Origin of the sequence: Salegentibacter agarivorans (assembly GCF_900113135.1) — a bacterium.
GTDB lineage: Bacteria > Bacteroidota > Bacteroidia > Flavobacteriales > Flavobacteriaceae > Salegentibacter > Salegentibacter agarivorans.
In genome coordinates this window covers 127,930-144,245 of sequence record NZ_FOOH01000005.1, presented here as the reverse complement: position 1 = coordinate 144,245, position 16,316 = coordinate 127,930, and the positions used below count along the sequence as shown (strand labels likewise).

The 16,316-nt window shown below is 40.7% G+C and carries 11 protein-coding genes; all 11 read left to right on the top strand.

The window, feature by feature from the left end:
- Nucleotides 1-9: 9 nt before the first annotated feature.
- The 11 genes from BM084_RS05450 to BM084_RS05400 all read left to right on the top strand — a co-directional run bounded on the left by BM084_RS05450 (nt 10) and on the right by BM084_RS05400 (nt 16,315).
- Nucleotides 10-1,944, top strand: a complete 1,935-nt coding sequence (locus tag BM084_RS05450; protein ID WP_093303442.1) for a glycoside hydrolase family 97 protein — start codon at nt 10-12, stop codon at nt 1,942-1,944.
- A 31-nt stretch (nt 1,945-1,975) separates the two neighbouring features.
- On the top strand, nt 1,976-3,301 hold the full coding sequence (locus BM084_RS05445; RefSeq protein ID WP_093303440.1) for a glucuronyl esterase domain-containing protein: 1,326 nt from the start codon (nt 1,976-1,978) through the stop codon (nt 3,299-3,301).
- Nucleotides 3,302-3,306: 5 nt separating this feature from the next.
- Entirely contained in the window at nt 3,307-4,869 is a 1,563-nt protein-coding gene (locus tag BM084_RS05440; protein ID WP_093303437.1) for a glycoside hydrolase family 43 protein, read from the top strand.
- Between the two features lie 91 nt (nt 4,870-4,960).
- On the top strand, nt 4,961-6,229 hold the full coding sequence (locus tag BM084_RS05435; protein ID WP_245764339.1) for a family 43 glycosylhydrolase: 1,269 nt from the start codon (nt 4,961-4,963) through the stop codon (nt 6,227-6,229).
- Nucleotides 6,230-6,234: 5 nt separating this feature from the next.
- Entirely contained in the window at nt 6,235-8,733 is a 2,499-nt protein-coding gene (locus tag BM084_RS05430; protein WP_093303435.1) for a glycoside hydrolase family 95 protein, read from the top strand.
- A 24-nt stretch (nt 8,734-8,757) separates the two neighbouring features.
- Nucleotides 8,758-9,726, top strand: a complete 969-nt coding sequence (locus BM084_RS05425; protein ID WP_093303433.1) for a glycoside hydrolase family 43 protein — start codon at nt 8,758-8,760, stop codon at nt 9,724-9,726.
- A gap of 72 nt (nt 9,727-9,798) precedes the next feature.
- Nucleotides 9,799-10,959 carry an alpha/beta hydrolase-fold protein gene (locus tag BM084_RS05420; protein WP_093303430.1) on the top strand — a complete coding sequence of 387 codons (1,161 nt, stop codon included), beginning with the start codon at nt 9,799-9,801 and terminating at the stop codon, nt 10,957-10,959.
- Nucleotides 10,960-11,015: 56 nt separating this feature from the next.
- Nucleotides 11,016-12,377 carry a glycoside hydrolase family 43 protein gene (locus tag BM084_RS05415; protein ID WP_245764338.1) on the top strand — a complete coding sequence of 454 codons (1,362 nt, stop codon included), beginning with the start codon at nt 11,016-11,018 and terminating at the stop codon, nt 12,375-12,377.
- 42 nt (nt 12,378-12,419) lie between these two features.
- Entirely contained in the window at nt 12,420-14,129 is a 1,710-nt protein-coding gene (locus BM084_RS05410) for a glycoside hydrolase family 43 protein (protein ID WP_093303427.1), read from the top strand.
- A gap of 36 nt (nt 14,130-14,165) precedes the next feature.
- Nucleotides 14,166-15,473: a family 8 glycosyl hydrolase gene (locus BM084_RS05405; RefSeq protein ID WP_093303425.1), complete on the top strand. Its 1,308-nt coding sequence runs from the start codon at nt 14,166-14,168 to the stop codon at nt 15,471-15,473.
- Between the two features lie 20 nt (nt 15,474-15,493).
- Nucleotides 15,494-16,315, top strand: a complete 822-nt coding sequence (locus BM084_RS05400; RefSeq protein ID WP_093303422.1) for a sialate O-acetylesterase — start codon at nt 15,494-15,496, stop codon at nt 16,313-16,315.
- Nucleotide 16,316: the final 1 nt, after the last annotated feature.

Genomic DNA, 16,316 nt, shown 5'->3' with positions numbered 1-16,316 from the left:
AAATTAGAAATGAAAAAAGTCTTTTTATTTATCTGCCTGTTAGGAATTTTTCCCTTTGTTGTTGCGCAGGAAGCAACCATCCAGAGTCCCGATGATGCTGTAAGATTAGAAGTTAATCTGGAAGCAGGAATACCAACCTATTCTGTTTTTTATAATAATGAAGTGGTGCTGGAAAAATCCCGACTGGGACTAAAAACAAATATTGCAGATTATTCTGAAGGTTTAAGTTTTGAAGGGAGTAAAACCACTACCGTAGAAAAGAGTTATGAATCTAAAAAACTTAAAGATTCAGAAATCAATTATAACGCACAGGAACTAACCGCCACTTTTACCACTCAAAAAGGGCAAAAAATGGATGTAATTTTCCGGGTGAGTAATAATGACATTGCGTTTAGATACCATCTTCAAAAATACAGCGACACCATAGCCCACGTGGTCACTAAAGAATTTACAGGATTTAATTTCCCAAATACAGCAAAAAGTTTCCTTACACTTCAGTCCAAATCTATGGTAGGTTTTCAGCGCACCAAGCCTAGTTACGAAGAGGGCTATTATCTAGATCAGGAGATTACTAAAGCTTCCGCCAATAATCTGGGGTATACTTTTCCGGGATTATTTAAAACCGAAGATCACTGGGTTTTACTTTCTGAAACCGGGGTTGACGGCACTTACGTGGGCGCTCATCTCAGCGATCCAAATGCCGAAGGGGAATATACGATCGCTTTTCCAGACAGTACTGAAAATAATGATTTTGGATCAACTGGGGCCGCAATTTCCCTTCCGTATAGTACTCCCTGGAGAACAATTACCGTGGGAGAAAGTCTAAAGCCCATTGTAGAAACTACTATTCCTTTTGATGTGGTGGAGCCGCTTTACGAGGCTTCTCAGGATTATAAATTTGGGCGCGGTGTATGGAGCTGGATTATGTGGCAGGATGCAAGTATGAATTATGACGACCAGGTAACTTATATTGATTTTGCTGCTGAAATGGGTTATGAATACATCCTCATAGATGCGCTCTGGGACCAGAATATCGGGTACGACAGGATGGAAGAGTTGATCAAATATGCCAACAGCAAGAACGTTGATGTTTTTTTGTGGTATAACTCCAATGGTGTTGCCAATGACGCGCCTATGACTCCGCGTAATAAAATGCACCGGGCTATTACCCGCAAACAGGAAATGCAGTGGTTACAGGAGAACGGGGTAAAAGGCCTGAAAGTTGACTTTATGGGTGGTGATAAACAAGAGACCATTCAGCTTTATGAAGATATAATGTCTGATGCCAATGATCACGGATTAATGATGATCTTTCACGGAGCCACAATTCCAAGAGGTTGGGAAGTAATGTATCCTAATTTTATAAGTACTGAAGCTGTTCTCGCTTCGGAAAATCTAATGTTTAGTCAGTATGCAAACGACCAGGAAGCCCGAAGCGCTGCCATTCATCCTTTCATACGGAACACGGTGGGAAGTATGGATTTTGGAGGTACTGTTCTAAACGAACGTTACAACCGAACCAATGACGGCGGAAACTTTAGAAGAACCTCTGATGCCTTTCAACTGGCAACCGCAGTTCTATTCCAAACGCCGGTTCAATTCTTCGCATTGACGCCGAATAACCTCGAAGACGCTCCGGAATTCGCAGTGGACTTTATGAAAAACGTTCCCACAACCTGGGATGAGACGATTTTCATTGAAGGATATCCTGGAGAGTACAGCGTAATAGCAAGAAGGCACAAGGATCAATGGTATATCGCCGGGATCAATGCTTCAAAAGAAGCAAAAAAGGTGAGCTTTTCCCTTCCGGAACTGAAAGGAAATACATTCAGTATTATTAATGACTCTAAAAAAGGGAAAACTGAAAAAAAAGAGATAAAACAAAATAGAGGAAAATTTGAAGTGACCATTCAACCTCAGGGCGGATTTGTGATTACAAATTAGCCCAGGTTCCTCCTCCTGTAAAACATTAAAAATGAAACAATTATTTGTCATTATCGTTTTTTTTAGCTGCGTCACTCAATCGATAGCGCAGTTTTCTCAGGAGGAGCGGGACAGTATTTATCGTTTAAGTACGCAGGATCATCAATTAATGCTGAAGGAATTAGGAATAGAATCCTTGCGGCACGGACCTTCCGGAAATCCCAACGATCCTAATGCCGCAAATTCCGATGAATCTAAAGTTGTAGATTATAACTTGCCAGAGCTTTTGGTTTTTAAAGATGGATCAAAAGTCACTTCAGTTTCTGAATGGGAAAAGCGCAGGCAGGAGATCAAAGAAGATTTTAATGCCGAAGTTTATGGAAGATTCCCCAAAAATATCCCTGCTGTAAACTGGAAAGTTGTTTCCAGAAAAGATTCAATTATTGGTGAATACCCAGTGCAGGTTGAGGAACTTTTGGGAGTGGTAGATAACTCTGCCTATCCCAAAATTGACGTTGAAATCGAGATGACCCTGACCCTTCCAAAAAATACAGATAAAAAAGTGCCGGTAATCTTGAAATTCGACTGGAATTTTCCAGCGGGGTTTTTTCCAGAGCCCGAGCAGGAAAAACCCTGGCAGGAACAATTACTGGCTCAAAACTGGGGCTATGCCAGTCTGATCCCAACAAGTTATCAAGCCGATAATGGCGCCGGACTTAGACAGGGAATCATCGGATTAGTGAATAAAGGCAAACCTCGAAAATTAGATGATTGGGGTGCTTTGAAAGCCTGGGCCTGGGGTGCCGGCCGTGCGCTTGATTATTTTGAAAATTATTCAAAAGTTGATTCAAAAAAAGTGGCTATAGAAGGACTTTCCCGCTACGGGAAAGCTGCAATGGTCACTATGGCCTACGATGATAGATTTGCTGTGGGATTTATAGGCTCTGCCGGAGCAGGTGGTACAAAGATTCTGCGGCGCAATTTTGGGGAACAGGTAGAGAATTTGGTCTCTACTTCCCAATATCACTGGTTTGCTCCGAATTTCATAAAATACGGCGGACCTTTAGAAACAAAAGACCTTCCGCTAGATGCACATCATTTGATTGCGCTTGCAGCGCCACGTCCGGTTTTTATCAGCAGTGGAGATCCTAAAGTTGAAGGGAATTGGATAGACGCCAAAGGGATGTTTTTAGCCGGAGTCCACGCCAGCCCTGCTTATGAAATCTATGATGAAAAAGCACTGTCAAAAACTGAATTTCCTCAAGTTGGGGAGTTTTTATCTGAAGGTAAACTCGTTTTTAGAATACACGAAGGCGGTCATACCGTAGTCCCTAACTGGCCATATTTTATAGAATTTGCCAAACCCTATTTCAAATAAAGAATATGAAAAAGAGAAATCTACTCATTATAATTTTAAGCCTGTTTTTAGGAAATTCAGTCGTTGCGCAACAGCAGGCTCAAAATCCTATCATCCACGCCGATGTTCCCGATGCTTCTATAATTAGGGTTGGTGACACCTATTATATGAGCAGTACCACTATGCATATGAATCCGGGAGTACCGATTATGAAATCCACCGATTTGGTAAATTGGGAAATAGTGAATTACGCTTACAATACTTTGGGGGATTCTGATGCCCTGAATATGGAAAATGGAGAAAATGCCTACGGGAGAGGATCCTGGGCAAGCAGCCTTCGTTACCATAACGAGAATTTTTATGTTTCCACTTTTTCGAGCACCACAGGGAAAACTTATATTTTCAAAACAAAAGATATTGGAAATGGCACTTTTGAAGAGATTTCTTTTAGTCCGTCTCTTCACGATAACACCTTATTTTTTGATGACAACGGAAAGACTTACCTCATTTGGGGTGGAGGTAAACTGAATATTGTAGAGCTTAAAGAGGATCTTTCAGGAGTGAAGGAAGGTACAGAGCGGGTTCTTATTGAGAACGCTACTGAACCTATTGGATCCAACTATATTCTTCCTGCGGAAGGCTCTCAAATATTTAAGGCTAACGGAAAGTATTACTTGTTCAATATCGCCTGGCCAAGAGACGGGATGAGAACGGTGATCATTCATCGCGCCGATAAAATTACCGGACCTTATGAAGGAAAACTCGCTTTTCAGGATAAAGGTGTGGCCCAGGGTGGATTGATCAATACGCCTCAAGGGGATTGGTTTGCCTATTTATTCCGTGATTACGGGGCAGTGGGGCGCATTCCTTACCTGGTCCCTGTAAAATGGGAAAACGGCTGGCCTGTATTAGGTGAAAATGGCAAGGTGCCTGAAACCCTGGATCTACCCGCAAATGAAGGATGGATTCCGGGAATTGTGGCCTCTGATGATTTTAACAGAGAATCAGGAGACAGAGATTTGCCTCTGGTGTGGCAATGGAACCATAATCCCCAGGATGACTACTGGTCTCTAAAAGACCGCGAAGGCTTTCTCAGGTTGACCACAGACAGGGTAGATACTTCCTTTTTAAATACCCGAAACACACTTACCCAAAGAACCATTGGTCCGAAAAGTTCTGGCATTACTAAAGTTGATCTCTCCGGAATGAAGAATGGAGATTTTGCCGGGCTTGGTTTACTTCAGAAAAATTTCGGATTTGTAGGGGCTAAAATGATAAATAATAAGAAGCACATTATTATGGTCAATGGAGCTTCCGAAGAACCCGTTGAGGTGGAAAGTATTCCTTTGAATCAGGAGGAACTTTACCTTAAAGCCGTCGGGGATTTTAAGGACAGGAAGGATACTGCAAAATTTTACTACAGCCTTGATAATGAAAACTGGAAGGCCATTGGGAACGAACTTAAAATGTCATACACCCTGCCGCACTTTATGGGCTACAGGTTTGCGCTGTTCAACTACGCCACAAAAGAAGCAGGTGGTCATGTAGATTTCGATTACTTTAAAATTGAAGCTGAAAAAAATAATTAAGATGAAACACTCAAAAATGCCGAAAACGATATCTCTTAGTCTGATTATATTTTTCTTGTCAGTAAATGCTTTTGCACAAAATCCGCTGATTATGGACCAGTTTACTGCCGATCCTACGGCAAGGGTATTTAACGGGAAACTATACGTATTTCCTTCCCACGATATTGTGCCACCAAAAGGGGAAGGCCGTGCCGAATGGTTTAATATGGCCGATTACCACGTGTTTTCTTCGGAAGATCTTACCAATTGGACAGACCACGGAAAAATCCTGGATCAAAAAGATGTTTCCTGGGCCGATCCCGAGGCTTACAGTATGTGGGCGCCTGATGCGATATCCAAAAATGACAAATTTTACTTCTATTTTCCCACCAGACTCAAAGATGCCGGAGACGGGGAAAAAGGTTTTTCCATCGGGGTAGCCATTGCCGATAAACCTGAAGGGCCTTATAAGCCACAGCCAAATCACATTCAGGGAGTAGAAGGCATAGATCCCAATGTTTTTATTGATAAAGACGGGCAGGCTTATTTATACTGGTCCCGTGGAAAAATTTATGGTGCGAAACTGAAGGATAATATGCTGGCGTTGGAGTCAGAAATAAAGACCTTCGAGGAGATCCCTCAAAAAGGGCATATTGAAGGACCTTTTGTTTTTGAAAGAAATGGCACATATTATATGACCTATCCGCACGTTGCCAATAATATTGAAAGACTGGAATATGGAACTTCAGATAATCCAATGGGACCTTTTGAACACCAGGGGGTGATTATGGATGAATCGGCTTCAGGGACCTGGACCAATCATCATTCCATCGTAAATTATAAAGATCAGTGGTACTTATTCTATCACGATAATGACCTTTCCCCCGATTTTGATAAAAACCGTTCCATTCGCGCCGATAGTTTATTCTTTGAAGGGAACGGAAACATTAAAAAAGTGATTCCAACCAAACGCGGAGTGGGAATTACCTCCAGTACTTCTGAAATTCAGATAGATCGATATAGCGCGAAAGGCAACTATGGAGCTGCTTCAGTGTTTTTAGACCGGCTTGATCCTTTCCAGGGTTGGAAAGTGGTTTTAAATAAACCTGATGCCTGGGTGAAATATAACCGGGTCGATTTTGGTGCTGAAGGTACCGAAAATGTCAGAATAAGAGCAAGATCTTTAACTGGTGGTACTGTAGCGCTGAAACTTGCAGGTGAGAACGATGAGGAGATTGCTGAAGTTACCATCCAAAAAGGTGGAAATTGGGAGGTTTTTTCGACTCCTGTAAGATCTGAAGCAACAGCTGTGCAGGATCTGCTCGTGCAACTTAAAAGTGGTGACGGAGTTGAGGTTGACTGGGTTCAATTTGAAAAATAGAAGATATGGGAATTGGTAAGATCAAAATTTCAACAAATAGTTATTCCAGTATTGGATTTTCCGTTATTTTGGGAATACTGTTTTTGATTTCACCATTTCAATCCTGGAGTCAGGGAGATTCCCAATTAAAACTCTGGTATAACGAGCCTGCTGAAAAATGGGTAGAGGCACTTCCCGTAGGAAATGGGCGATTGGGGGCAATGGTTTATGGAGATCCGCAGGAAGAGGTTATTCAGTTAAATGAAAATACCGTCTGGGCTGGTGGACCTAACCGAAACGATAATCCGGAAGCCAAAGAATATTTACCCGAAGTTCAGAAACTTCTTTTCGACGGAAAAAGTGCAGAAGCCCAGGAACTGGTAAATGAACATTTCATAAGCAAAACTTCCCACGGAATGCCTTATCAAACCGCAGGGAACCTGAACCTATCTTTTCCGAGTCACCAAAATTATACTGAATATTACCGGGAATTGGATCTGGAAACTGCGGTTACCACAACTCGCTATAAAGTTGAAGGTGTTGGATTTGAAACAAAAGTTTTCGCTTCCCATCCCGATCAGGTGATCGTGGTACAAATTACGGCAGATAAACCCGGAGCTTTAAATTTCACAGCTACGATGGATCGCCCTGGCGGTGCTGAAGTTTCAGCTGAAAATAGGACATTAAAACTACACGGTAAAACCAGCGATTTTGAAGGGATAGAAGGTAAAGTTAAATTCCTGGCGATCACTAAAATTCAGACTGAAGGGGGAGAAATAATTTCAGAAAATGAAGCTCTTAAAATTCAGGATGCAAACAGTGCTACACTGTATATTTCCATCGCTTCTAATTTTAAAAACTATAAAGATCTCAGTATTGATGAAGTAGCAAAAGCAGAAGAATATCTTTCAGCAATTGAAAAAAAGGAGTCAGCAGAGATCTACGAAACCCACCTGGAAGATTATCAAACTTATTTCAACCGGGTATCACTGGATCTTGGTGAAACGGAAGCTGCGAAGCTACCCACCAATGAAAGGATCATAAATTTCAAAACCGGAAATGATCCAGCCCTTGTTTCCCTGTATTTTCAGTTTGGGCGCTATCTTTTAATTACCTCTTCCCGGCCGGGAACGCAACCCGCCAATTTGCAGGGAATTTGGAATGACCAGTTAACCCCTGCCTGGGATAGTAAATACACGGTAAATATTAATACAGAAATGAATTACTGGCCGGCCGAGATCATGAATCTTCCGGAATTTCACGAGCCATTGATCCAAATGGTGAAGGAACTTTCAGAAGTGGGAAGAAATACCGCCAAAGATATGTACGGCGCAGAAGGCTGGGTGATGCACCATAATACCGACATCTGGCGAATGACGGGTGCAATAGACGGTTCCTATTGGGGAATGTGGCCAATGGGAGGAGTCTGGCTTTCCCAGCATTTGTTTGATAAATACGATTTTTCAGGAGAAAAAGAATTTTTAAGATCTGTATATCCCATCGTAAAAGAAGCTTCGAAATTCTACCTGGATTTTATGATCAGGGAACCTGAAAATAACTGGTTGGTGGTATCACCTTCCATTTCCCCGGAACACGCCCCAACCGCACATCCAGGCTCATCTTTATCTTATGGAGCTACGATGGATAATCAGCTAATTTTCGATCTTTTCTCAAGAACAGCAAAAGCAGGAAAAATACTGGGAGATGATGAAGATTTCATAGCTGAATTGAATCAAAAACTTCAGGAATTGCCTCCAATGCAAATTGGAAGTTGGGGACAACTGCAGGAATGGATAAAAGATTGGGATGATCCTAACAGCGATCATAGACACGTTTCTCATTTATACGGACTTTATCCGTCTAACCAAATTTCCCCATACCGCAATCCGGAATTATTTGAGGCTGCAAAAACATCTTTGGTGGCCCGGGGAGATGAATCTACCGGATGGTCTATGGGCTGGAAGGTGAACCTGTGGGCGAGATTACTTGACGGGGATCACGCACTGAAATTAATAAAAGATCAGTTAACCCCTTCCATGCACGAAGGTCACAGCGAAAAAGGCGGCACGTATCCCAATCTTTTTGATGCACATCCTCCTTTTCAAATTGACGGAAATTTTGGTTGCACAGCCGGGATTGCCGAAATGCTTTTACAAAGTCACGATGGCGCCATTCATATTCTGCCTGCATTACCTTCAAACTGGAGTAAAGGACAAGTTTCAGGTCTAAGAGCTCGTGGAGGTTTTGAAGTAGATCTTGAATGGGAGAATAATAAGCCTGGGAATATTCTTATTAAATCTGAATTAGGTGGTGTTCTTAGGATTCGCTCATATACCCCCTTGGAAGGAGAAGGTTTGGAAGAAGCAACAGGTGATAATTCTAATAAATTCTATAATCTCCCGGAGATTAAGCAACCGCTTATTTCAGAAGAATCTGATTTAAATCCGGTTGGAATTCAGAAGGTTTATGAATACGATTTAAAAACTTCTGAAGGAGAACAGTATACATTAAATATTAAAAAATGACTATAACCGATAAATAATAAAATTATGAAACTAAAAATTAAAATGCTCGCATTGGTAGGATTAGGGGTAATGCTTGCACCACAGCTTACAAAAGCTCAAAATCCCATTATTACAGATGTTTTTACAGCAGACCCCGCACCGCTGGTTTATGACGATACGGTTTATTTATATACCAGTCACGATACGGCTTCAGTATCTTCCACCAACTATGAAATGAAGGATTGGCTGGTTTTTTCTTCTACCGATATGAAAAATTGGAAAAATCACGGACCAAAACTTTCGCCAAAAGATTTCTCCTGGGCAACCGGGGATGCCTATGCAGCTGAGGTTGCAGAAAGAGACGGTAAATTTTATTTCTATGTATCCACCTTTCATAAAGATGATGACAGGAGTAATGGGGGTGCTGCAATAGGAGTAGCGGTTGCAGATTCACCCTTAGGCCCATTCAAGGATGCTAAAGGAGAAGCCTTAATTTATAATGAAATGACCACCGATAATCCACACGGCTGGGATGATATAGATCCTTCAGTTTTTGTGGATGATGATGGCCAGGCCTATATGTACTGGGGCAACGGTAGCCTTAAAATGGTGAAATTAAAAGATAATATGATTGAATTGGATGGGGAGATCCATTATTATAATCCAAAGAATTTTATAGAAGGACCCTGGGTTTACAAAAGAAAAGGCCTGTATTATTTAGTATATGCCAGCAAAGGAGAAGAACGCGAAAGAGTTGAATATGCTACCTCCGATAGTCCGGAAGGACCATGGGAATACCGTGGAATACTCGCAGACAGCGCTCCCAATAGTTTTACCATTCATCCCGGTATTATCGAGTACAAAGGAAAAGATTATTTCTTTTACCATAATGGCGTATTACCAACCGGCGGAAGTTATAGACGTTCAATTACGGTAGATTATATGTATTACAATGAAGATGGTACCATTAAAAAAGTGGAACAAACAGAAGAAGGGGTAAAAGCTGTAGAATAAGTTTTACACACTGAAAGAGTGGAGAATAAATTCCTTCTAAAAAATATTAAGCACCATTCTAAATCTTAAATTATGAAACATTCATTCCTGTTATTATTAATTTTTTCAGTCTCATTTTCCTTTGCTCAAACGGAACAGGAAAAGATTGTTGAAGATTTTAAACCTTCTTCAGTAAATCAACCCGGAAAAGAATTTCCGAAGGTAAATTCAGAAGGAAGAGTTCGGGTTCAAATTGAAGCGCCCAAAGCAAATAAGGTGCAACTGGATATTGGCGGGGTAAAGTATGATCTCGAAAAAAATAAAGAAGGTGTATGGTTGGGGGAATCTGCCCCGCAGGATGAAGGTTTTCACTATTATCAGCTTAATATTGATGGCGCTTCGGTTCCAGATCCCGGTTCAAAATATTATTATGGTGCTGGTCGCTGGGGCAGTGGAATTGAAATTCCAGCGGGCGACAAAGAGTTTTATGCCCTAAAAGATGTGCCTCACGGAAACGTTTCTGAAAACTTATATTTTTCAGAAATAACTCAACAATGGAGGCGTAATTTCGTGTATACTCCACCCGGATATTTTGAAAATCTTGAAAAGAGATATCCTGTTCTTTACCTTCAACATGGAAGTTATGAAGATGAAACCGGCTGGTCCTCGCAGGGTCACGCCAACCTAATTCTGGATAATTTAATTGCTTCAGGTGATGCAGAACCTATGATTATTGTAATGGATAACGGCTATGCATACAAACCTGAGGATCTTGAAAAAGCAGGAGAGAATCGGCCAATGTCTTCTTTTGAAGAAGTGCTTATAAACGAGGTTATTCCCAAAATCGACAACAAATTTCGCACTATTTCCAATAGGGAAAACCGTGCCATTGCAGGGCTTTCAATGGGCGCAAGCCACACCATGAGTATTATTATGAATAACCTGGACCATTTCTCCTACTACGGAGGTTTTAGTGGTACTGCTAATTTTCCCGGTAATAAAAAATTGGATGCCGATACTTTTCTAAACGGTGCTTTTAGTAATGCTGAAGATATTGAAGAAAAACTGAATATGATCTTTATGAGCCTTGGGACTAAAGAAGCTGAGATTTTCTTTAAAACCGTAAATGAATTCAGGGATATGCTGGAAAAACAGGATATAGATTATACTTTTTACTCTTCCCCTGATACTGCTCATGAATGGTTAACCTGGAGAAGATCTTTATATCAATATGCCCAGTTATTATTCAATTAAAATCAATAGTATTTCAGGCTATTGATGGATATCAAGGAATGAATAAAAATCAATTTATGAATATTACAAGAACTTTATTATGCCTTGGTCTTATGCTAACTTTTAAGGCAGGTATTTCTCAAAATCCAATTGTTCAAACCAATTTCACGGCAGATCCTGCTCCAATGGTTTATAATGATAAGCTGTATTTATATACTTCTCACGACGAAGATGAGTCTACCTGGTTCACGATGAACGACTGGCGTTTATATACCACCGAAGATATGGTTAACTGGACAGATCACGGCGCAGTATTAACTTATGACGATTTTGAATGGGCAGGGAGAAATGCCTGGGCCCCACAGGCTATAGAAAGGGACGGTAAATTCTATATGTACGTGCCAATAACAAGCAGGGAAGGAAAAAATGGTATCGGCGTTGCCATAGCCGATAGTCCGTACGGACCTTTTATTGATCCACTTGGAAAACCTTTAATAAGTAACAGCCAGGATGATATAGATCCTTCAGTTTTTATTGATGACGATGGACAAGCATATTTATTTTGGGGAAATCCGGTGCCGTATTATGTAAAGTTAAATGAGGATATGATTAGCTATGAGGGTGAAATAACCCAAATTCCCAATACTACTGAAGCATTTGGTAAACGAGAAGGCGAAGAAAATACCAGGAGGCCAACAACCTATGAAGAAGGTCCCTGGCTTTATAAAAGAGATGGAATTTACTATATGTTTTTCGCGGCCGGCCCACTACCGGAGCATATTGGATATTCCACAAGTAAAAATATAACCGGGCCTTATAAATACCAGGGTGTGGTAATGCCACAAGAAGGTGGTGCTTTTACCAACCATCCCGCAACTATAGATTTTAAAGGAAATACGTATTTCTTTTATCACAATGCCGCACTCCCCGGTGGAAGCGGATTCACAAGATCTGTAGCCGTAGAACAAATGCATTTTAATGAAGATGGTTCAGTAAAGCAAATGAAAATGACCGATGGAATTGAGGAAGCTCTACAAACTTTAAACCCGTATGTTAAAAATGAAGCCGAAACTATTGCCTGGTCAGAAGGCTTAAAATCTAAAGAGAACGATTTGGTTGGAAATTTCATTGTGGCAACGCGCAATAATTCATTTTCAAAGGTTCGGGAAGTAGATTTTAGAGCACATGGTGCTTCAAACTTTGCTGCCAGGGTGGGAACCACACACAATGGAAACGTAAGTATGGAAATAAGGCTTGATTCCGTTGATGGAAAATTAATAGGAACCATAGAAGTTCCGTTAACCGGTGGTAGCGATAGGTGGGAATTGCTAACCACAGAGGTAGAAAAAGTTACCGGTGTGCACGATGTATATTTTGTATTTAAAGGCAGAGCAGCAAGTGAAATTCTGTATTTCGATTACTGGATGTTTTCAAAATAAGATTTAATAGAAAAACGATAAGAATTAATTAAAAAGTAAATAATGAAAAAAAATCAAGTTGTTTTAATCACCGCCTTTTTGGCTTTATTTGTTTTTACCGGTTGTAATGCCCAAAAAAATATTCCGGTATTTTCCAGCGTGATATACGAAGGTGATGACGATATCTATAATGAAAATCCTTTGGATTCTAATGAGTTCTACAATCCAATTTTACAGGGAATGTATCCAGATCCGGCTATTGCCCGCAAAGGTGACGATTATTATTTAGTCTCTTCATCGTTCGCGATGTTTCCGGGGGTGCCAATTTTTCATTCCAATGATTTGGTGAACTGGACCCAAATTGGTCACGTGTTAGATCGCAAATCTCAACTTAAAGTGCAGAATACCGAAATTAGTCTGGGAATTTTTGCGCCAGATATTCGCTACAATCCCAATAACGATACGTTCTATATGATCACCACACAATTTGCGGGCGGTTTTGGGAATATAGTAGTTAAAAGCCAGGATCCTAAAGAGGGATGGAGTGATCCTATTAAATTAGATTTTTCGGGAATAGATCCTGCAATCTTTTTTGATGACGACGGGAAGGCTTATGTAACTCATAACGATGCACCAAATGAAGGAGAAGAATTATACCAGGGCCATCGCGTGATTAAAATCTGGGAATACGATGTAGAAAACGACCAGGTAATAGAAGGCACTGATAAAATTATTGTGGATGGTGGGGTAGACCTTTCTAAAAAGCCAATCTGGATTGAAGCACCGCATATTTATAAAAAAGACGGTCAGTATTATTTAATGTGTGCTGAAGGTGGTACCGGTGGTTGGCATAGCGAAGTGATTTTTGTAAGCGATAAGCCAATGGGGCCTTACGAGCCTGCACCAAGCAATCCTATCTTAACGCAGCGCCATTTTCCAAAAGACAGGGAGAATAAAGTAGACTGGGTAGGACACGCCGATTTGGTAGTTGGTCCAGATGATAAATACTACGGAGTATTTTTAGGAATACGCCCCAATGAAAAAGACAGGGTAAATACCGGGAGGGAAACTTTTATTCTACCCGTAGATTGGTCTGGTGAATTTCCGGTTTTTGAAAACGGTTTGGTTCCTATGGAGCCAAAACTTGAAATGCCTGAAGGTGTAGAAAATAAGACCGGCGAGGGAGATTATTTCCCTAATGGTAACTTTACCTATACCGAAGATTTTACTTCAGAAAAACTCGATTATCGTTGGATAGGTTTAAGAGGTCCGCGTGAAGATTTTATGGAGATAACTAAAAATGGAGTGAAGATAAATCCTTTTGACGTAAATATTAAGGAAGTAAAACCTACTTCTACGCTCTTTCACCGTCAGCAGCATAAAGATTTTTCCTTTACAACTACCATGAATTATAAACCTAAGTCTGAAAAAGATTTAGCCGGAATTACAGCTTTACAAAGCGAAAAGTTCAATTATGTATTTGGTATTACCAAAAAGGGCAATAAGGATTATTTAGTATTAGAAAGAACAGAAAAAGGTTCTTCTAAAATTTTAGCCACTAAAGAAATAGAATTCAAAGGAGAAATTCAGCTTAGAATAGAGGCTGATGGAGATGATTATAAATTCAGTTATGCTTTAAACGGGGATGATTTTGAGAATTTAGGAGGTACTGTTTCAGGCGATATATTATCTACCAATGTGGCCGGTGGTTTTACCGGGACTCTTATAGGTTTATATGCAACCTCGGCAAACGATGTGGTTCCTGAGGAATAGGGAATTTCGTAATTCAAATTTTAAACACGAGAAAAAATGATAAAAAAGTTTTATATACCTGTATTGTGCATTTTTTGTCTGCTGTTTTTTACAGCAGATATAATTGCACAAAATTGTGATGAAGAAGTAGAAGGTCCTCGTGGAAAAATGGAGCCCTGGACTAAGGGAGCCTGGGAAACCGGGGAATATAGAAACCTATTTTTAGAAGCCGGTTATTCTCAAGCCGCCATTGATGCAAAGCTGAAAAAGGCTTTTTACGATGTCTTTGAAGGCCCAAATAGGGTGTATTTTGAAGTAGAAGATTCCCTGGCATATGTATCTGATCTTAAAAATAAAGATGCGCGTACCGAAGGACTTTCTTACGGATTAATGGTGGCGGTTCAGTTTGATAAAAAAGAAGTTTTTGACAAATTGTGGCGCTGGACGGTGAAATATATGCAGCACCAGGAAGGACCCAGTGAAGCTTATTTTGCCTGGAGTGTAGATCCAAAAACGGGAAAAAAGAATGCCGAAGGATCGGCTTCAGATGGGGAATTATTCTTTGTAACTGCACTGCTTTTCGCTTCTAATCTTTGGGGAAATGACACCGGGATAGATTATTACGCCGAAGCCAGGAGAATTCTGGATGCTATGTGGAGCAAAGATGGTACTAATGGCGTTAGGAATGTACTCAATGAAGAACATAAACAAATAACCTTTGTTCCGCACGATGGCGGATATGACTGGACGGACCCTTCTTATCATGTGCCGGCTTTCTTTGAGATTTGGGCAGAATATGCCAATGATGGTCGGGAGGAATTTTACAGGGCAACTGCCGATACAGCAAGGGTTTTTCTTCATCGCGCCACTCATCCCGAAACCGGTTTAACTCCAGATTATGCTGAATTTAGCGGAGAACCTCATAGTCGAGGAAAAATGGGGGATGCATTTAGATATGATTCCTGGCGTGTGCCTTTTAATATTGCAATGGATTATAGCTGGTTTGCTAAAGACAGGGAATGGCAGCAACAATATGCACACCGATTCCAAAATTTCCTGTACTGTGAGGGGCTGGAAACTTATGTAGATCAATATAATATAGATGGCTCAACTCCAGATTGGATACTTCCTGCGGGAGGTTTTCAGAAGTTAAGGCATTCTCTTGGCCTTGTTTCTACTGCTGCTACAGCTTCTTTAATGACTACTCATCCCAAAGGCTGGAAGTTTGTAGATGAAATTTGGGACGCAAAATTAGAACCTTACGAAGATGGCTATTTTGATCCTTATTTTGATGGGCTGCTCTACCTGTTTAGCTTTATGCAATTAAGTGGTAATTACCAAATCATAACTCCCCAAGCAAACTAATCTGATTAATAAACTAAAATATGAAAGCAATATATTTTCTAATAGCACTTTTACTAACCGGGACGGTTGGTTCTGCACAGGATTCCAATTTTCACGTGTATTTAAGTTTTGGTCAGTCCAATATGGAAGGGCACGCCAAATTTGAAGCCCGGGACACCGTTGGGAATGAAAGATTCCAGGTACTGCAAAGTGTAGATTGCCCGGAGCTGGGACGTGAAGCAGGAAAATGGTATACCGCGGTTCCGCCTTTGTCAAGGTGTGATACCGGGTTAACACCAACCGATTATTTTGGAAGAACTATGATTCAAAATCTCCCTGAAAATGTAAAAGTGGGGGTGATTAATGTTGCTGTGGGAGGATGTAAAATTGAACTTTTCGATAAAGAGAATCATAAAGAATATGTTGCCAACGCTCCCCATTGGATGCTACCGGCTATTAACAAATACAACGGGAATCCTTATGGACATTTAGTAGATCTTGGGAAAAAAGCACAGGAAAAGGGGGTGATTAAAGGAATACTTTTACACCAGGGAGAATCTAATACCGGAGATGAGCAGTGGCCCGAAAAAGTGAAGGCCGTTTATGAAAATTTACTGAAAGACCTGAATTTAAATGCTAAAGAAGTTCCGCTAATAGCCGGAGAAATGGTTTCAGAAGAACAGGGCGGCAAATGTGCCAGTATGAATAAGATACTTGCAAAGCTTCCACAGAAAATTCCCAACGCGCACATCGTTTCTTCTGAAGGTTGTGAAGCGGTGGATGATGGTTTACATTTTTCAGCAGCAGGATATAGGGAATTGGGGGAGCGTTATGCCGAAAAAATGCTTCCGCTTTTGAAGTAAA